Annotated in this window: 18 protein-coding genes; 10 read left to right on the top strand and 8 right to left on the bottom strand. The window is 62.6% G+C overall.

Translation table 11 applies throughout. From position 1 onward, the window contains the following. Positions 1–103: 103 nt before the first annotated feature. Entirely contained in the window at positions 104–778 is a 675-nt protein-coding gene (locus tag ACQ66J_RS03165; RefSeq protein WP_430430451.1) for a CatA-like O-acetyltransferase, read from the top strand. On the opposite strand, the gene ACQ66J_RS03170 is transcribed toward ACQ66J_RS03165, so the two are convergent. The 3 genes from ACQ66J_RS03170 to ettA form a co-directional block, all read right to left on the bottom strand. Continuing rightward, positions 775–1,536, bottom strand: coding sequence for a CPBP family intramembrane glutamic endopeptidase (locus ACQ66J_RS03170; RefSeq protein WP_430430452.1), 762 nt, complete (start codon positions 1,534–1,536; stop codon positions 775–777). The two genes, ACQ66J_RS03165 and ACQ66J_RS03170, sit on opposite strands and share 4 nt — an antisense overlap. 74 nt (positions 1,537–1,610) lie before the next feature. Further along, complete coding sequence (locus ACQ66J_RS03175) at positions 1,611–2,288, bottom strand: response regulator transcription factor (protein ID WP_430430453.1); 678 nt, start codon at positions 2,286–2,288, stop codon at positions 1,611–1,613. Positions 2,289–2,298: 10 nt separating this feature from the next. Continuing rightward, on the bottom strand, positions 2,299–3,963 hold the full coding sequence (ettA, locus tag ACQ66J_RS03180; protein WP_430430454.1) for an energy-dependent translational throttle protein EttA: 1,665 nt from the start codon (positions 3,961–3,963) through the stop codon (positions 2,299–2,301). Positions 3,964–4,128: 165 nt separating this feature from the next. Between ettA and ACQ66J_RS03185 the strand changes: the two genes are divergently transcribed. Beyond that, positions 4,129–4,884 carry an SIMPL domain-containing protein gene (locus tag ACQ66J_RS03185; RefSeq protein ID WP_430430455.1) on the top strand — a complete coding sequence of 252 codons (756 nt, stop codon included), beginning with the start codon at positions 4,129–4,131 and terminating at the stop codon, positions 4,882–4,884. A 3-nt stretch (positions 4,885–4,887) separates the two neighbouring features. Here the strand turns inward: ACQ66J_RS03185 and ACQ66J_RS03190 are convergent, their stop codons facing one another. Further along, positions 4,888–5,247, bottom strand: a complete 360-nt coding sequence (locus ACQ66J_RS03190; protein ID WP_430430456.1) for a hypothetical protein — start codon at positions 5,245–5,247, stop codon at positions 4,888–4,890. A 147-nt stretch (positions 5,248–5,394) separates the two neighbouring features. Here ACQ66J_RS03190 and ACQ66J_RS03195 point away from each other — a divergent pair, with 147 nt between their 5' ends. After that, positions 5,395–7,650 carry a S9 family peptidase gene (locus tag ACQ66J_RS03195; RefSeq protein WP_430430457.1) on the top strand — a complete coding sequence of 752 codons (2,256 nt, stop codon included), beginning with the start codon at positions 5,395–5,397 and terminating at the stop codon, positions 7,648–7,650. Positions 7,651–7,763: 113 nt separating this feature from the next. Continuing rightward, positions 7,764–8,447: an SIMPL domain-containing protein gene (locus ACQ66J_RS03200; RefSeq protein ID WP_430430458.1), complete on the top strand. Its 684-nt coding sequence runs from the start codon at positions 7,764–7,766 to the stop codon at positions 8,445–8,447. A 636-nt stretch (positions 8,448–9,083) separates the two neighbouring features. Here ACQ66J_RS03200 and ACQ66J_RS03205 read toward each other — a convergent pair. Next, positions 9,084–9,665, bottom strand: coding sequence for a DsbA family protein (locus ACQ66J_RS03205; RefSeq protein ID WP_430430459.1), 582 nt, complete (start codon positions 9,663–9,665; stop codon positions 9,084–9,086). 175 nt (positions 9,666–9,840) lie between these two features. Between ACQ66J_RS03205 and ACQ66J_RS03210 the strand changes: the two genes are divergently transcribed. Then, entirely contained in the window at positions 9,841–11,079 is a 1,239-nt protein-coding gene (locus tag ACQ66J_RS03210; protein ID WP_430430460.1) for a bacterial transcriptional activator domain-containing protein, read from the top strand. A gap of 36 nt (positions 11,080–11,115) precedes the next feature. Beyond that, positions 11,116–11,550: a hypothetical protein gene (locus ACQ66J_RS03215; protein WP_430430461.1), complete on the top strand. Its 435-nt coding sequence runs from the start codon at positions 11,116–11,118 to the stop codon at positions 11,548–11,550. Here ACQ66J_RS03215 and ACQ66J_RS03220 read toward each other — a convergent pair. Continuing rightward, on the bottom strand, positions 11,547–12,047 hold the full coding sequence (locus ACQ66J_RS03220; RefSeq protein WP_430430462.1) for a GAF domain-containing protein: 501 nt from the start codon (positions 12,045–12,047) through the stop codon (positions 11,547–11,549). The genes ACQ66J_RS03215 and ACQ66J_RS03220 overlap by 4 nt on opposite strands. 199 nt (positions 12,048–12,246) lie before the next feature. On the opposite strand from ACQ66J_RS03220, the gene ACQ66J_RS03225 reads away from it, so the two are divergent. From ACQ66J_RS03225 to ACQ66J_RS03235, 3 genes are read left to right on the top strand one after another with little or no spacing between them, the layout of a single operon-like run. Next, positions 12,247–12,705: a YHS domain-containing (seleno)protein gene (locus ACQ66J_RS03225; RefSeq protein WP_430430463.1), complete on the top strand. Its 459-nt coding sequence runs from the start codon at positions 12,247–12,249 to the stop codon at positions 12,703–12,705. Positions 12,706–12,714: 9 nt separating this feature from the next. Next, positions 12,715–13,206, top strand: a complete 492-nt coding sequence (locus ACQ66J_RS03230; RefSeq protein ID WP_430430464.1) for a hypothetical protein — start codon at positions 12,715–12,717, stop codon at positions 13,204–13,206. An 8-nt stretch (positions 13,207–13,214) separates the two neighbouring features. Continuing rightward, the gene (locus ACQ66J_RS03235) at positions 13,215–14,144 is read left to right on the top strand and encodes a glutamate cyclase domain-containing protein (RefSeq protein WP_430430465.1); all 930 of its coding nucleotides are present in this window, start codon (positions 13,215–13,217) and stop codon (positions 14,142–14,144) included. A 26-nt stretch (positions 14,145–14,170) separates the two neighbouring features. Here ACQ66J_RS03235 and ACQ66J_RS03240 read toward each other — a convergent pair whose 3' ends face one another. Continuing rightward, positions 14,171–15,199: an alpha/beta hydrolase gene (locus tag ACQ66J_RS03240; RefSeq protein ID WP_430430466.1), complete on the bottom strand. Its 1,029-nt coding sequence runs from the start codon at positions 15,197–15,199 to the stop codon at positions 14,171–14,173. A 427-nt stretch (positions 15,200–15,626) separates the two neighbouring features. Between ACQ66J_RS03240 and ACQ66J_RS03245 the strand changes: the two genes are divergently transcribed. Next, on the top strand, positions 15,627–16,334 hold the full coding sequence (locus tag ACQ66J_RS03245; RefSeq protein WP_430430467.1) for an SDR family NAD(P)-dependent oxidoreductase: 708 nt from the start codon (positions 15,627–15,629) through the stop codon (positions 16,332–16,334). A gap of 105 nt (positions 16,335–16,439) precedes the next feature. On the opposite strand, the gene ACQ66J_RS03250 is transcribed toward ACQ66J_RS03245, so the two are convergent. Continuing rightward, the gene (locus ACQ66J_RS03250; RefSeq protein WP_430430468.1) at positions 16,440–17,567 is read right to left on the bottom strand and encodes a CehA/McbA family metallohydrolase; all 1,128 of its coding nucleotides are present in this window, start codon (positions 17,565–17,567) and stop codon (positions 16,440–16,442) included. Positions 17,568–17,597 lie beyond the last annotated feature (30 nt).

Below are 17,597 nucleotides of genomic sequence, written 5' to 3' on the forward strand. Positions count from 1 at the left end.
CGCCCGCCGGGGCGCGCTACCAGCAGCGCGCTCCGGCGGTTTCGTTTCCGGCTCGCGTTTCAAGCGCCCGCCCGGTCTCAGCGCCCGGTCAGAAAGGCGCATCATGACACCTGCATACACCCCCGACATCATCGCGCCGATCGACGCGCCCTTTGAGCGCGGCCCCCAGCTTCGCTGGTTTGACGCCCTGGACGATCCGCGCCTGAACGTCACCGCCGAGCTGACCGCGCCTGATTTCGTCAGCATCGCGAAAGCCCAGGGCCTGCCGCCCTTCGCCGTTTTGTTCCACGCCATTTCAGGCGCCAGCTTGGATGTGGACGCGTTTCGCTGGCGGCTGACCGACACGGGTGAGCCCTTCCGGGTCAATGCGCTTTTGCCCAGCTATACGGTGCGCAACGCAAAAGGCCATGTGAACTTCTCCTATGTGCCGTTCACAGAAGACCTCAACGCCTTCATCACCGCCTATCATGCCGACAAGCGCGACGCGGAAACCGCGACCGAGATGCGCACCAATGTCGAAGCTGCGCCCGAGTGCGGCCAGCTCTACTGCACCGGTCTGCCCTTCCTACGCTTTACCTCCATCGAGCACCCCCGCTCTGGCGGCGGCGCCCTGGCCGCCACACCCAATATCGCAGCCGGTCAATGGCGGCGCGAAACAGAAGGCCTGCTCAGCCTGCCGCTATCCGTCCAGACCCATCATGGGCTCGTGGACGGCGTGCATGTGGCGGCGTATTTCGACGCGGTGCGGGACCGGCTGGCGCGGTTCGCCAGAGGTTAGCCCGGCGCGGTCAGGACGCTCGGCAACAGCCCTTGCGCGGCCAAGGCGCCGAGACCGACGCCCAGCGCATTGTTGACGGCATGAGCGATAATGGCGGGCCAGATCGAGCCTGACTTTTCATAGAGCCAGATCAACGCCAACCCCATGACCGCCGCGTTGACCGCCTGATGCGGCACGATATGGGATGCGCCAAAGATGATTGAGGAGATGAGTGCGGCCAGCCAAACCGGGCGATGGCCCTTCATCCATTTGTAGACAAAGCCGCGAAAGAAGACCTCCTCGGCGAAGGGCGTGACGAGCAGGGTCATCCCTACAAACGCTGCAACCATGCCGGGCGAGGCTGACGGGCCGACGTCAAACGGCGCGCGAGTCATTGCGCTCCATGAGGGCACGAGCCCCGTCAGCGTCTTGACCAACACTAAGCCTGTCGCTGTGAACAGCGCACCTGCAAACACGCCCGCCAGCAGCCAGCCTGAGGCAACTGGTTTCAACCCGACCGCGCGCCAGTCCAGCCCCTTGAGCAACAGCCCCAAAAGCCAAAGCACGCCCAGCAGCGCGACCGCCTTGCTGAGCTGGCTGATGACGAGAATTTTCAAAGGCAGACTGTCGCCGGAGCCGAGATAGGCCTCCATCCCGACCGTTTCGCTAACCAGCGCCATATGCGCCCAGCTCAATGCCGTATAAGCGGCCATGGCGGTTGCAAGCACAATGATGCCGTCGCGAAATCTCCAGACTGGCTGGGGTGTATCTTGATGCATGACGTCCTCCCTTGCATGGGGAGGAGGCTGTCGCGCAGGCAGTCCAGCGCCTATCGACAGATGTCAGCGATCTGTCAGTCTGCAGATGTCAGCGCGCCGCCACGGGCCAGATGCACGGCTTCGCCGCGCCCCTGAACGCCCAGCTTGGCGTAGAGCGTGCTGTTATAGGTCCGCACGGTGGTGGGGGAGAGATTGAGCCGCCGGGCGATCGCCTTGTCTGACAACCCTTCGGCCATCAAACCCAGAAGCGCGCGTTCGCGGTCCGTCAGCTGGTCTGCGATGAGCGGATCAAGCCCGGCCTCTTTGTGCGGCGCGCGCTCAAGCGACAACAAGGCGCCGGACGTCGGCGCATATCGGACGGTGAGCCAGACGCCCGGCGTCACAGATCCCGCGAGATCATCCTCCAGCGTGAACCGCCGGCCCTCTAGCTCAAGAGTCGCGCTCAAGCCCGAGAACAGGCCGGGGCGTCGCCGCCAGTTCACGTGCGCAATCCCGCTGAGTGAAGCGACCCCTTGGCTGTGTAGGTCGAGAACCGCCTGCCGCCATTGCAAAGGCGCGCGCCAGCACCGCACGGTGACGATCAGCACGGGCAGAAACAGGACCAGAACAGGCGAGCGGAACAGCCATTCAGGCTGCGCCAGACTGAAAACGATGAGCGCGGCGCCCGTGAGCGCCGCGCAGAACACGCCCAGCGACGCCCACCGCCGTCCCGCAAGATAAGCGGTCAGGCGGCGGCGTTCAGCTGGCGTCATTTCAAAGCCCTTAGCGTTCGAACTTCTGGAACTTGACGCGCTTGGGTACCAGGGCGTCATCGCCCAGGCGGCGCTTCTTGTCGGCCAGATAGTCAGTGAACGAGCCTTCAAACCATTCCACATGGCTATCGCCTTCAAAGGCGAGGATGTGGGTGGCGATGCGGTCGAGGAAGAAACGGTCGTGCGAGATGACCACGGCGCAGCCGGGGAAATCTTCCAGCGCCGCTTCCAGAGCCGACAGCGTCTCGACGTCGAGATCGTTGGTCGGTTCGTCAAGCAGCAGCAGATTGCCGCCTTCTTTGAGCATTTTGGCGAGGTGGACGCGATTGCGCTCACCGCCTGACAACACGCCCACTTTCTTTTGCTGGTCGCCGCCCTTGAAGTTGAACGCGCCCACATAGGCCCGGCTCGCCACTTCATGGTCGCCCAGCATGATCATGTCATTGCCTTCGGAGATCTCTTCCCAGACGTTTTTGTTGGGATCGAGCGCGTCGCGCGACTGGTTCACATACCCAAGCTTCACGGTCTCGCCGAGGGTGACCGAACCATTATCGGGCTTTTCCTCGCCGACGATCATTTTGAACAGGGTGGTCTTACCCGCGCCGTTCGGACCGATCACGCCCACAACGCCGCCCGGCGGCAGTTTGAAGTCGAGATCATTGATCAAGAGGCGATCATCAAAGCCTTTCGACACATGGTCGAAATCCACCACATTGCCGCCCAGGCGCGGGCCCGGCGGAATGCGGATGACGGCGGTCGAGATCTTTTCCTTCTCGGCTGCGTCACGCTTTTCTTCATAGGATTTGATACGGGCCTTGGATTTCGCCTGACGCGCTTTCGGCGCGGCGCGGATCCAGTCCAGCTCGCGCATCAGGGCGCGCTGCTTGGCGCTCTCTTCGCGGGATTCTTGCGCCAGGCGCTTGGCCTTTTGCTCGAGCCAGTCTGAATACCCGCCCTGATACGGCACGCCCTGACCGCGATCGAGCTCAAGCGTCCAGGTGGTGATCGCGTCCAGGAAGTAACGGTCGTGGGTCACGATCAGCACGGCGCCGGCGTAATTCTCCAGATGGTTTTGGAGCCAGGCCACGCTTTCCGCGTCGAGGTGGTTGGTCGGTTCGTCAAGCAGCAGAACGTGCGGCTTGGACAAAAGCAGCTGACAGATCGCCACGCGGCGGCGTTCACCGCCCGACAAATTCGTCACATCCGCATCCGGCGCCGGGCAGCGCAGCGCGCCCATGGCCATCTCGATCTTGGAATCAATGTCCCAGGCGTCGCGCGCATCGACCTGCTCTTGCAGCTCGGTCATCTTCTCCATCAGCTCGTCGGAATAATCCTCGGCGAGCTGCATGGCGATGGCGTTGTAGGCGTCATAGATTTGCTTGTCCTCAGACCCTTCAATGACGTTTTCCCAAACGGTCTTGGTCTCATCAAGCTTGGGCTCCTGGGGCAGATACCCCACGCGCACGCCCTTCTCCGCCCAGGCTTCGCCTGTGAAGTCGGTGTCCTGACCGGCCATGATGCGCAACAGCGAGGATTTACCCGCGCCGTTGACGCCCACGACGCCGATCTTGGCGTCCGGCAGGAAGTGCAGCGAGATGCCGGAGAAGACCTGTTTCCCGCCGGGATAGGTCTTCGCCAGATTGTCCATGTGATAGACGTATTGATACGCGGCCATAGGCGTGCGCGCTCCATTAGCTGGGGGCTTTGTTCTAGCGCCACGCTATAGCGGGTTTGGGGGGGATGACGCAATGCAGCGTGTCGGGAGCCCGTTCCCGCCACTTGAAGCCCCGTTCCAATCAAACGAAAATCACGTATGGTTTCTCCAATAGGGGGAAATCATATGAAACAGCTCATTCTTCCAGCCCTGATGCTGGCCAGCCCGCTCCTTGCCGCCTGCGAGCCTGAAACGCCCCGTACGGTGACGGTGACCGCTGAGGGTTGGGCGGTGGAGCCTGCGCACTACGCAGTGGTCGAACTCCATATCGGTGCGCGCGCAGAAACCCAGGCTGAGGCTCTGGACCAAGCCCAAGCCCTCTTCACGACGTTAGAGGAACAGCTTCCGCAGCTTGAGGGCCTTGATAGCTTCGACCTTCGAACTCAGAACCTTGATATTCAGCAAGACTGCCCAAGAGGGCAGAACCGAACGATCTTTGTAGGCGCGCCGTGCGATGCCCTCGCCTATGTCGTATCGCAGGATATCACGATCACCCTTTCCCCCGTGAGTCTGGCGGGAAACATGGCTAGTCTGGCCAATGAGTTGGGTGTCTTGAATGTCGTGCTTGGGCACTTTGTCTCTGCCGATGCTGAAGCCCTCGGAAGGGCCGCCGCTCAACATGCCTTCACGAACGCCAGTGAGTCAGCGGCCATGATGGCTGAAGCGTCAGGGCTTGAACTGGGCGAGATCATTTCGATCCAGCCCTCAAATGACTATTACAGGTCTCCACCCATGCCCACGGAGCCTCAAGCGATCGTTGTTACTGGTCAGCGACTTACCCCAGACAGCCAGCTCGACATTGCACCTGAAGACGTCAGAGAAATTCGTCAAATCGAGGTCGTCTTCGAACTGGTCGATCCAGCCCCAGCCTCGGACGACTAGCCCCTAATCCGGCCGCTCCACATTCTCGCAGGCATACTCGGCGATATGGCCGGAGATGGAGTTGGGATCGATCGGATCGAGCATGTAATTGCGATCATCCGCATTCATCTCGTCCACGGTATGCCCCTGCCCGAGATAACGCACCAGGCCGGTGCGGCAGTCGATTTCGCGTTGCACGAAGGTGTCGCCCCGGCGTCCGACGCGGCGGGTGACGATCTCCAGCTTGCCGCCGCGCGTGGGCACCAGCATCAAGACGTCATAGCGCGCCGCCGGATCATTGGGTACATCGATGACGGGGAAGCGCTGGCCTTGCGCGGTCGCCAGCAGGCTGGCCGCCAGTGCGATCAGGGTCAGACCCGGCATGAACCACTCCCGTTAAGTCTCAAAACGCGACGCCCGCAAGCCTCTCAAAAGAATGCTTATGATCAGTTACGACGCGTGCGCAGCGTTTACCCCAGAGCGCTCACCCATTAGCGTCGCGCCCAAACAGACTTGAGAAGGGGAGCTCTCATGCGTCACGCCTTGTTCACCTGCGCCGGCCTTCTGGCCCTGGCCGCCTGCGCGCCATCGACAGACACCGCACAAACACCGCCCTCAGCCCCGGTCGACCCGGCGGCGTTGAGCATTGAGGACGTTTATGGCTCGGTCAGCCTGTCCGGCGCCACGCCGCGCGGCTTGCGCTTTTCCCCCGATGGCGATCGGGTGACCTTCCTGCGCCCCAAGGATGACGACCGCACGGTCACAGACCTGTGGGCGATGAATCTCAGCGACGGCCAGGCCTATATGCTGGTGGATTCGAGCGTGCTGGCGCCCGATGAGCGCGAATTGTCCGAAGCCGAGATCCAGTATCGCGAGCGCGCGCGCATCTCCACCTCCGGCGTGGTCAGCTATGACTGGGACGAGACGGGCGAAGCGATCCTGGTGCCGCTCGACGGCGATGTCTTCTATGTGGATGTGGACACCGGCGAAGCCGAGCGGCTGATGCAGACCGAAGCGTTTGAGACCGACGCCCGCGTCAGCCCGGACGGCCAATATGTCAGCTTCATCCGCGACCAGAATCTCTGGGTGCATAACCTTGAGAGCGGCGAGGAGCGCGCCCTGACCACTGAAGGCGCCGGCGCGATCAGCTGGGGCGTCGCCGAGTTCGTCGCCCAGGAAGAGATGCAGCGCTATACCGGATACTGGTGGAGCCCCGATGGCCGCTATGTGGCCGCAGCCCGCATTGACGAGACCCCGGTCGAGATCGTTCCCCGCTTCGGCATCACCGCCGAGGGCGTCACCGTCACCGATCAGCGCTATCCGCGCGCCGGCACGGACAATGTGCTGATCGAGCTGCATGTGATCGACGTGGCCAGCGGCCAGCGCACCCAGGTCGATCTGGGATCAGAGACCGACATCTATCTGGCGCGCGTGAACTGGAGCGCAGACAGCGGCACGCTGTACGCTCAGCGCCAGAACCGCGCCCAGACCGTGCTGGATATTCTGGCCGCCGACCCGATGACGGGCGCGACCGAGACGGTTCTCACCGAACAGTCGGGCGCCTGGATCAATCTCACCAATGACTTCACCGCGCTCGAGGATGGCGGCTTTCTGTGGACGTCCGAACGCACCGGCTTTCGCCATATCTATCATGTGAGCGCAGAGGGCGAGGCCCGCGCGCTGACCTCGGGCGAATGGGTGGTCGAGTACTTCGCCGGCCTGTCTGAGGACGGTGAGACGGTCTACTTTGAAGGCTGGATGACGAGCCCACTGGAGCGTCATCTGTACGCCGTTCCGTTTGACGGCGGCGAGCCGGTGCAAATCACCCAAGGCGAAGGCCGCTGGAACGTCAGCCTGGGACAAGGCGGCACGGGCTTCATCGGCAGCTATTCCGATCCTGACACCCTGCCCCAGACGGCGCTTTATGACATTTCAGGCGAGCGCGTGGCCTGGATCGAGGAAAACGCCATCGGCGAAGACCATCCCTATGCGCCCTTCCTTGAGAGCCATCTGACCCCTGAGTTCGGCACGGTGCTGGCGGATGACGGAGAGACCGAGCTTTACTGGTCCATGCTCAAGCCCGAGCATTGCAGCGCCGCTGATCCGTGTCCCGCCATCGTGCAGGTCTATGGCGGCCCGCATGTTCAGACCGTGGCCAAGGGCTGGATCGGCCCGCGCGATCAGCTGTTCGCCGATCAGGGCTACATCCTCTTCAAGCTCGATAACCGGGGCAGCTGGAATCGCGGCCACGCCTTTGAAGCCGCGCTTCATGACCGGATGGGCGGCGTGGAAGTGCGCGACCAGCTGACCGGGCTCGACTATCTGGAAAGCCTTGACTTCGTGGATAGCGACCGGATCGGCCTGTGGGGCTGGTCCTATGGCGGCTATATGACGCTGATGACCACGCTGCAGGCGCCGGGCCGGTTTGACGCCGCGGTGTCCGGCGCGCCGGTGACCGACTGGGCGCTTTACGACACCCATTACACCGAGCGCTATATGGACACCCCGCAAGCCAATGAAGACGGGTATTTCCAAGGCTCCGCCTTCGCGCATCTGGACGGGTACGAAACCCCGACCCTGATGATCCATGGCATGGCGGATGACAATGTGACGTTCGACCATTCCACCCGGCTCTATGCCGAGCTGCAGCAACGCGGCGAGTTGTTTGAGATGATGACCTATCCCGGCCAGCGTCACGGCGTGCGGCCGCCCGCTTTGCAACGTCATCTGTGGACCAGCATCTTCGACTTCTTCGACCGCGAACTGAGCGAAGACGAGGAAGCCTAGCTCTGAGATCAAGCTGAACATGAAAACCCCGGAGCGAGCCTCCGGGGTTTTTGTTTGCGTGGACGCCCGCCGCCCCTAGAGTGTGCGCACACACGCAGGAGGGGATGCGAGTTATGATTAAGACTATAGGGCTGACGGTTCTGGCAAGCTGCGCACTCTTGGCTACACCCGCACACGCTCAATCAACTGCTCCGGCATCAACCCTGGAAATTAAAGTCAGAGGGAACGCTTCCGTATCCCAAGAGGCTGAGAACGGGACGTTGTTTGTAAACGGGATGATTAGCTCAGATTTCGACTGGGATGCTTTTGAGTATGAGCTGATGGAGCAGACAAGCGTGACTCGATCAGAGCATGAAAATGGTTGGGTCATGTATCCCCCAATCAGCAACCCTGAAATGACTCAGGAACGCACTTATATCGTTCGCCTTTTCGAAGGCTCAGCGTCAGAAGTCTTGGCAGCTGATGGATACATCACAGCTTCAGGTCTGGATATTTTCACAGTGTTTTCTTTGAACATGGACCCCACGCCAGAAACTGAGAGGCGTGCGGTGGAAATGGCGACGGCTGATGCTCGGGAACAGGCAGAGCTCGTAGCGTTATCCACAGGATGCAGTCTGGATCGATTAAGTTCCATTGAACTGCTTACACTGGAGCCCAATGGAAGGATGGACACCCCAACCCTCAGCCTGGTCAGCCAAGACAATGCGGCCCAGAGGTCATCTCAACCAAGCAGCACCGCCCCGGAAGCTCTGTTAGAAGCGAGTCTTTCCGCCACCTTCATCGCCCAGTGCCCATAGGCAAACGAGCCTCGCGCCGGTCTCTAATCAATTCTCACTCCTGTAATCCCGGACGCGCAGCGATCCGGGATCGGCCGGAACCGCTCTTTTCTGATCACTGAGGCGCCTGCAGTAGGTCCCGGCTCAAGGCCGGGATGACGGCTGTCGGGGGTTGAGACAGATTGAGGGAAGGTGAAGCGGTGTTATGGGTCCCCGGATCAAGTCCGAGGACCGAGAAGAAAGCGCGTAAACCTCTCGGCCTTCGGACTTGATCCGGAGGCCCATGCACCATCAGCCCCACGTGCAAACGCAGGGTGAAAACCAAAAGACGGGTCGCGCGGGAGCGGGCCGTTACAGTGAATATTGGGTCGTCTTGAGAGCCAAACCCGGCTCCCGCGCTTGAGATGTTTTGTCGGGACCGCCGCACGGAGACTTCTGCGCTGTCGCGCCGCCGGTGCAGTCGCCGCCTCATCAGACGCCGCTGCCCTGGACCACCCGGTGATCGCCCGCCTTTTCGGCCAGAGCCTGCGTTAAACGCTCTGTCCTCGGGACATCTCGCCCCTCCCAGCCTGAACGCGCCGGCCGCCCGTCATGGGAGGAACCAGGCAGAGTATGGCTCAGCTTTGGGAGGGGGCGGATAAGTTGTGGGCTTCTGCCTTAACCCGCCCGATGTTCAAGCCAGAGATCAAACCGGTCCTGGCCCCAGTATTTGTTGCGGCCGTCGATCAGGAAGGGCACGCCGAACACGCCGTCTTCTGCGATCTTGGCGCGCTGGTCCTTGATCATTTGCGCGAGGCTGTCGTCCGCGCGAAACGCGTCCGCGTCAAACCCGGCCCAGTCCGCAGCCTGCGCCGCTTCAGCGAGCACGTCCGCTTCGGAAATATTCTTGCCCTGCCCCCAGCGCGCATCAGACACGGCGAGCGCGAAGGCGAGGCCCTTGCCCGCTTTCTGCGCCGCAATGAAGCTGAGATTGGCGAGGCGATAATCGGGATCAAACGGATCGGGCAAAGCGAGCGGCAGGCCCATCCGCACTGTCATGCGAAACACGTCCTGCTGGTAATAGGCGAGCTTGTATTTGTTCGCCGTCGGGTCGTTGAAGGGCGCATCCTCGGGCGGGCCGGTGAACACGATCAGATCGCCGTCAAATCCAGCCCGGGCCAGCTTGTGCAGGCCCAGCCGCGAATACGGGCTGCGAAAGGCGAAATAGCAACGCAGCGGGCTCTCGGTCGTGTCATTCATGTCGCAATATCCGGGGGTTCAGAAGAAATCTCTGGCTTCGAGCTTAACAGCCACACCGCAGAGCGCTAACGTTCTGTTAACGCCTGAACGCATGCACGCCATACAAAAATGCATGACGCCACAAGACGCTCAGGGTGCGCGGCCTGAGGGGGCTGAAGCGAGGGGAAAAGCGGCGATGACGTCAGAAGTCATGATCATGAACCGGCAGGCAGTCGTTCTGGCGGCTGACAGCGCCGTCACCTATGGCGGCGGGCCCGGCTCGGTCGTAACCTTGGAGGCGGAGAAAATCCTGCAGCTCGGCCCCAACATGGCGCTGATGGTGTATTCCCGCGGCGATGTGCTGGGCCGGTCCTGGTCGCATATCGCCCACGCGTTCAAGCGCGCCCAGGGCGATCATGACTTTGACAGCGTCCAGGCCTGCGCCGATGCGTTTTTCGCCTTCATTGACCGCAACCGTCAGCTCTTCCCGGAAAAGGAAGAAGCTGAAGAGCTCGAAGGCCTGATGCGCGCGGCCATGCTGACCGTGCTCAACCATGCCCGCACCCTGCGCCATCACGCGCCGGGAGACTATGGCGACGACGCCGCCGCGTTCGAAGGCGCGCTGGATCTGTATCGCGCGCACCTGCTGCAAGATGACGGCGGGGCGGAGCGGGCCAATCTGGACGTCTTCGCCGAGCTGGACCGAGACCGCTTTTACGAGCGCTACGCCGCCATGCTCGACAGCTTGATCTCGGATGCGCTCGGCCCGTTCGGCATGCAGGAAGACATCCGCAACAAGCTGTTTGACTTCGCCTATCTGATCGTCACCAAACCCGCCTTCCTCGAGCCCTATGCCGGGCTGGTGTTCGCAGGCTTTGGAGAAAGCGACGTCTTCCCGGTCTACAGCCATTACTACGCCTCGATCCTAGTGGATGGCGTGATGAAACGCGCCCATGACGAAACTACCCAGGTGGGTGTCGAGAACGGACCGAACGCGTTCTTGCGCACCTTCGCCCAGGCCGAGATGACCCACGCCTTCCTGCGCGGGGTTCACCCCTATTTGTTTGACGTCATGGCGTCGATGAACATGGTGACCAATGAGGCCGCCAGCGAAGTCGCGCTGCGCAAGGCCGGGCTCGACGACAAAGCTGTAGACGCCGTGATGGGCGAGCTGCGCGATTCTGAATTGCTGTCGCTGTCGGCCGAATTCATCCACACGGCGCGCACGATCTCGCAGGAAGAATTTATCGACCCGTTCATCGCCGTGGTGGCGGCCTCGGGCAAAAAGCAAATGGGGGAGACCGCCAAGGCGTTGGTGGAGCTCAATATTCTCAAAAGCGACCTGCATCAAACCCAGACCGGAGTCGGCGGCGAAGTCGATGTCGCGATGATCTCGCGCACCGGGGGGTTTGAGTGGTATGCTAAGAAATCGTAAACTCCTTCACCCTCGCAAATCCCTCAGGAGGCGATGATGAGTGCAGACCCCACCCGTTTGAACATCGAACGCGCCCGAGAAGCTTTGGCGCGCGCCCGACTGGATGATGTGGCGTCGGCGGTGCGTGCGCCACGTCCGGCCGATCTCTCCCGGCTTGAGGAACACCAGGCGCGCGCCGAGACGCTCAGCGACCGCGCCGATGATTTCCGCGCTTCCGTACGGACCCGGCTGGGTCTGGGCGAAGCGTCTGGCGGATCCATGAGCTACGCCCATAGCGCCGGCAGCGCCACGGGCATGGACGCCGCTTTGTGCGACGCCGAGGTCTGCGCCCCAGCCCCGCCGCGTCTGGGCGACGCGCCGCAGCCTGCTGGCCCGAAAGCTACGGACCCTCAGCAGGCGGCCTCGGTCACGCCTGCAGCGCAAGCGGAGCCCGGCGAAACCCGCCGCCGTAAATTCTTAGGCTTGTTCTAGGCCGTCAGAAGCGTCTGGCAGATCGCTTCAAGACCAGCCTGGTCGTCGGCGTCAAACGCGTCGAGCTCTGCGGAGTCCACATCCAGAACCGCCGCAAGCTGCCCCTCAGCGTCATAGACCGGCACCACGATTTCCGACTTTGACCGGCTGTCGCAGGCGATGTGGTTGGGGAAAGCCTCCACATCGGGCACCAGCTGGGTTTCGCCCGTCGCCGCCGCTGCGCCGCAGACGCCGCGACCGAACGGAATGCGCAAACAGCCCAACGTACCCTGATACGGGCCCACCACCAGCTGGTCAGGCTTGAGCGGGTCAACCACGTAAAACCCGGTCCAGAAAAACCGCGGACCGAAATTATGCGCCAGAAGGCAGGCCGCCGTGGCGTACCGCGCCGTGTGACTGGTCTCGCCCGCAACGATGGCGGCGATTTCCTTGCCCAGACGGATATAGGCCTCCGCCTTGGTCTCGCCTTCAACGGCGGTGCTCATTTCTTCAGCCATGCCCGGCTCCTGCGCTGTCACATCGTGTCACTGGCCGCACATCTAGTCGCGCAACGCGACCGGCGCCAGCGCCATGTCTGCAAACACAATGGTCACGCGCGGCTCACGCCTTCGTGCACGCCTGTGTAGAGCGGTACGGGAGGACTTCGTCTAAGCCTTGCCCGAGCGACACTGATGTCGATGAATGAGGAGCAAGACCATGCGTAAAGCAATCCTTCTGGCTGGCCTTCTGGCCTTCACCGGCGCCGCCCTTCCGTCTGCGTCAGCCTGGGCGGAAGACGCCATCTATACGGGCCGGTTCAGCAATACCGCTGTGGGCGGCTATGACGCCGTCACCTATCACACTGAAGGCGAAGCCGTGCGCGGCGAGCGTGCTTTCACGACCAGCTGGAATGGCGCAGACTGGCGCTTCGCCAGCCAGGCCAATCTCGATCTGTTCATCGCTGACCCTGAGCGCTACGCCCCCGCCTATGGCGGCTATTGCGCCTGGGCGGTGTCAGAGGGCTATACGGCCAAAGGCGATCCCAACCATTGGAATATCGTCGATGGGGTTTTGTATCTGAACTATAATCGCGAGATCAAAGAGCGCTGGACCCAGGACATTCCCGGCCATATTGCGCGGGCGGACGCCAATTTCCCCGCCCTTTTGAGCGAATAGGAGACGACCATGCTGGGGATTAATTTTCGAAAACTGGCCGCCTATGGGCTCGGGATCTGGATCTCGGCGATCTTTCTCGACTCGCTGCGCTTCAAATTCGCCGGGCATGAAACGCCCCGACATATCTTTGAAACCCTGCGCGACTGGTCGGGGATCGGACTGTTTTACCCCGCAGGCCCCTGGATCATCGGTCTCGCGGAGTTGACGGCGGCCCTGTTGGTTCTGGGCGTGCCCCTTGTGGTGATGCTGACCACGCGCAAACCCGGACACGCCGCGCTGAGCCAAAGCCTGGGCGGGTTGCTGGCGATGGGCGTGATGAGCGGCGCCATTGTCTTTCACCTGTTCACGCCTTTGGGGATTGAAACGCCGACGGCCTGGACGGACGGTCAACCGACCGAATGGAGCCCGGCCCTGTTCATCGCCGCTTGCATCACCTGGGTCGCCGGGCTGATGGTGGTAGTGCTGCGCGGCGGGGAGGCCTTGCGCACGCTGAAAGGATAGCCCGAACCATGCCGACCGCTCCCGCCCCGACGCTTGAGACGCATGCGGCAAACGCCCTGTTCGCTGCGCTTGAAACCGAGCTGGCCACGGGCGCTGCGCGGGGGGCGGACTTGCTCGCGCCGCATGCTGCAGGCGGGCTGGAACGGGCGGCGCGTCATCTCACTGAAGACACCAGCGCGATCGCCCTGTTCACCGGCTTTTATGTGGCCCATGCCGCCCAACCCGCCGCTGAGACCGACGGCCCGCTGGCGGTGACGGCCATCGCCGAAGCGCTGCATGCGCTGGGCCGTGATGTGATGATGGTGACCGACACGCCTTGCGCGCCGGTGCTTGATCAGCTGATGCGTGAGGCGGGCCTGCCCAGCGCAACCCTGTTGGCGCTGGACCAGTCTGACGGTTTGCAGGACGCACTGACCGCACGCGGCGTGAGGACCGTCTTTTCCATCGAGCGGCCGGGCCGAGCCATGGATGGACAGTGCTATTCCATGCGCGGCCGCGATCTCAGCGCGCATACGCTAGCGTTTGATGCCGCCTTTCATCCCCGCTCCGGCTATGTCCGGCTGGCGGCGGGGGATGGCGGTAATGAGATCGGCATGGGCGCCCTGCCCAAATCCGCGCTGTTCACCCATATCGACCAGGGCCAGACCATCGCCAGCGCCACAGGCGCTGACGCCCTGATCGTCGCCGGCGTCAGCCATTGGACCAGCTACGCCCTCGCCGCGGCCATGACCCAACTCGCGCCCGATCAGGCGCCGGTCTGGCGCGATGCGGTCAGCGATGTGCGCGAACACCACCGGCTCGCCGCCGCCCTCAAGGCTGGCGCGGTCGACGGAGTGACCGGGCAAGCAACGCCCACCATTGACGGAATGGAGCTGAGCACGCATCTCGCCAAACGCGATGCCCTTTATGCTCTGGCGAACGGTCGCAAGCCCGCCTGACGGACGAGCTCGCGACGGCTCCCGGTTTAGTGCGGGGCCAGCCAGTCCGCCGCCCGCTCCATCACGGCGCCGGTATTGATCAGGTGGTTGTGCGACAAGCCGTCAATGATCTCGACCTGAGCGTCGCCCATCGCATGCGCGGCCACAAAATCGGGATAGGCGCTGGCGTTAAACACCTCGTCCTGCGAGCCGATCAAGACCAGCAGGGGCGCCGTGATTGCAGCGAGCGCCTTGGGCGCGTGACGCGGCACGGTGGGCTGTGCGGACATGATGGCGGCATAGCTGTACTCTGCGCCCCCTGAGGGGTCGTTGAAATACAGCACCGGCGTGTCATTGGCTGCGGTCACACCGAGCATGTTGTACATCAACAAGCCGATAAAGGCCTGACTGTCAAAAACAATCCAGCCAGCGCCCGCGTCCTCATCCTGGCGAGTCGCGTCATCTTCAGGCGGTGCGCGCCGGGTTGGGCCATCCCCGAAATTGGGCGCGAAAAGCATATAGGCGTCCACCTGCGGCGCCTCTTCAATCAGGCCGTAGCGCAGCGCCACGCCCCCACCCATGGAATGCCCCGCCAGCACGAGCCGGCCATCGGGCGCCTCAGCCGCCAACACAGCCAGGATGTCAGCTGCGTCCTCTTCATACTGGCCAATATGCTCAACATGATAGGGCGCGCCGCCCGACGCCCCGTGGCCACGCGCATCAGGAGTTATCACCTGTGCGCCAGTCGCCGCCTGCAACAAACCCGCTGCCCGATTGAGCTGACTGGCGTTTGAATTAATCCCGTGCAGGAACACAATGCGTGTCTCGCTGGGAGGACCATAGACGCGCAGGCTCAAATCCACGCCGTCGCGCGCCCTGATCGTCCGGTTGGCGTAGGCCACGTCCTGACTGAATGATGTGCCGCCATACACCTGCAGCGCGCGCCACGCCGTTTCACTGATCGGGCGCTCGGCGAAGGGATCCTTCGTCCGGGTCAGCACCAAATAGCTTGCGATAGCGAAATAGACCGCCAACAGGGCCAACAGCCCCAATCCAATATATCGACCAAATTTCATTTCTTTCCGCCTTCCTGTCTGCGGTGACACAAGAAGCGGAAGGCCAGTCCCCTAAACCATGTCCTTCACGCCGGGCCTCGCCCTAGCCTCTTTTCACAACACTGATGCGACGAAGCGGCTGCCAGGTGTCATGTCTGACTGGGTTTGGCGAAAAAGCCGTGCGCATTGGCGGAGTCTTCGTGGCCGACCGTGATTTCCACCGGCGCCCCCGCCATGATGCGCATGGGGCAGACCCGCCGCCAGATCGACACAACCGCCCGGACTGCAGCGCATACCGCGCCCCCTTGACCGAGTTCTCTGAGCGCAAGCCGGGCCTCATGGCGCGTGTCCCCTTTTTCTGCGTCCACTTTGAAACAGATTAGGGCGAAGAGACGGGTGCGCCCGTCTCGCCACACGAGTTTGAATGACGCGAATCGAGGAGACACACATGGGTAGCTACGCAGTATTCGGCGGAGCGGGCGGTGTCGGATCCGCCCTGGCGCGAAGCCTCACATCAAACGGTCACCAGGTTCATCTGATCGGCCGCAATGAAGACACGCTGTCCAGCCTTGCTGAAGAGGTCGGCGCCAGCTACGCCGTCGCCGACGCCACAGACAGCGACGCTGTGGAGCAGGCGCTGGAGCAGGGTCCGGACGCACTGTCCGGCATGGCCTATGCCGTCGGCACCATCGACCTCAAACCATTGCGGCGGGTCACCGCCGAAGACATGCGCCATGCCTACGACGTCAATGTGATCGGTGCGCTCAATGCGGCGCGGTCCAGCCGGTCGCGCATCTCTGAAAACGGATCCATGGTCCTGTTCTCTTCGGTCGCGGCGCAAAAAGGGTTTCAGAACCACACCGCCATCGCTGCGGCCAAGGGCGCAGTGGACGCACTCACCCGTCAGCTCGCCGCTGAATACGCGCCCAAGGTGCGCGTCAACGCCATCGCGATGAGCCTGACGGAAACGCCGCTGGCGTCTTCCGTGCTCAAAAGCGACGCCATGCGCGACGGCATCGCCAAAAGCCACGCCCTGCAGCGCCTCGGCCAACCTGAAGACCCCGCAGCGCTCGCCCGTTTCTTGCTGTCAGAGGAGTCAAGCTGGATCACCGGAACCATTCTGAACGTCGACGGCGGCCGCGCCGCCATCGCCTGAGCCGACACCGCATTCCTGCGCCAGCGCGCGCCGTAGACGCGGCGCGGGCCCGGCGTGTGGACGGCCCCGGGACCGTCTCGATAGGCTGGATCGCCAGACTTGGGTTCACTCGTAATTGAAATAGATCGGGTTGCTCATGGCCACCAGGTCGCCGCCGATGAAACGGGACAGGGCGACGCCAGGATACGCGTCTTTCCGTCCGTTGATCTCAACACGGTAATAGGTGCGCTCCCCGGCGGGGGGAGTGTCCTCAAACACGACCGCGCCAGTGTCCGGGTCCGTACGGGTCTCAAGCCAGGTCGCGCCGTTGCGAAAGACCGTGACGCGATAGCGCCGCCCGTGCTCGGACCGACCGCCAGACAATCGCGCCTCAAAGCGCACCGGTTCGCCATGCGCGCAGACCGCATCGCCCATGGCCGCGTCCATCACACCGTCACGATCAAGGTCTGCCAACAGCTCGACGCGCGGCCCATAAGGGTTAGCGCTGATGGAGACTCGGCCTGAATCCAGTGCGGCGATCACATCCGGCGCGCCGGCGTCTCCGGCGTAGACCCAAGTGGTGGGCGTGCCGACATAGTTGAACCAGCGCTCATAGCTGTTCGAGCCTGACTCTTCGCCCTGATCCGGGGCGCCGTGATGGGAGTCGCTGCCGCCGCGCCCGGTAATGCGGCGGCCGGATTTGAGCAAGTCATCCCAAACCGTCACGCCAGAGGTCATCTGCACCGAATTCCAGACCTCGATGGAGTCGACCTGGTCATAGGAGAAGCTGAACGGGTCATTGTTTTCCGGGTGGTTCGCTGAAAAATGTATACCGAGCGTCTCTATCAACGGATTGAGCTCGGCGTCATCTGCATCGCGCGCGTCCCATAAGGCTTGGTGATCATAGGGTTCGGCCGAGAAGGTGTTCGCATGTCCGCGATGGGTGGTGAACTCCGCTCCGTAGAGCAGGACCAGCGAGTCCGAACCGTGCTCCGGGTCGGCCCAGGTATGGTCGGCCACCGCGCCGTCCACATGATTGTCATGGTCGGTGATCGCCAGAAATCCGAACCCGGCCCCTTCGGCGAAGGCGATGATCTTTGCGATCTCGTTATGAGTGCTGTCCAGGCTATGACGCGAATGCAGATGAAGGTCGCCGCTGAGCCAAGTCCCGCTCCGCTGGCCGACAGGTTCAAGGGCTGGGCAGCTCTGTGCCAGAGCTGGCGTTGCGGCGAGACCGAGAGCCGACCAGGCCACAGCGATCCCAACGTGACATCTAGCTAGGGC

It is taken from the genome of Oceanicaulis sp., from assembly GCF_965284345.1.
GTDB classification, from domain to species: Bacteria; Pseudomonadota; Alphaproteobacteria; order Caulobacterales; family Maricaulaceae; genus Oceanicaulis; species Oceanicaulis alexandrii_A.